This window comes from Serratia sp. PL7 (assembly GCF_945957435.1).
This window is the reverse complement of record NZ_CAMFLB010000121.1, coordinates 1-514: the sequence shown is the minus strand read 5'-3', so window position 1 is coordinate 514 and position 514 is coordinate 1. Positions and strand designations below refer to the sequence as shown.

General features: G+C 53.3%; 1 rRNA gene. It reads right to left on the bottom strand.

What is annotated here, in order from left to right:
• Positions 1 to 514 (bottom strand): 23S ribosomal RNA (locus tag N6G83_RS54535); the annotation flags it as partial.

The following is a 514-nucleotide window of genomic DNA, read 5'->3' as shown; positions in this document are numbered from 1 at the left end:
AGGGACTTCACCTACATGCCAGCGTGCCTTCTCCCGAAGTTACGGCACCATTTTGCCTAGTTCCTTCACCCGAGTTCTCTCAAGCGCCTTGGTATTCTCTACCTGACCACCTGTGTCGGTTTGGGGTACGATTTAATGTTACCTGATGCTTAGAGGATTTTCCTGGAAGCAGGGCATCAACTACTTCTGCACCGTAGTGCATCGTCATCACGCCTCAGGGTTAATATGCAACCGGATTTACCAGGTCACACCCCCTACACGCTTAAACCGGGACAACCGTCGCCCGGCTAGCCTAGCCTTCTCCGTCCCCCCTTCGCAGTAACACCAAGTACAGGAATATTAACCTGTTTCCCATCGACTACGCTTTTCAGCCTCGCCTTAGGGGTCGACTCACCCTGCCCCGATTAACGTTGGACAGGAACCCTTGGTCTTCCGGCGAGCGGGCTTTTCACCCGCTTTATCGTTACTTATGTCAGCATTCGCACTTCTGATACCTCCAGCAACCCTCACAGGC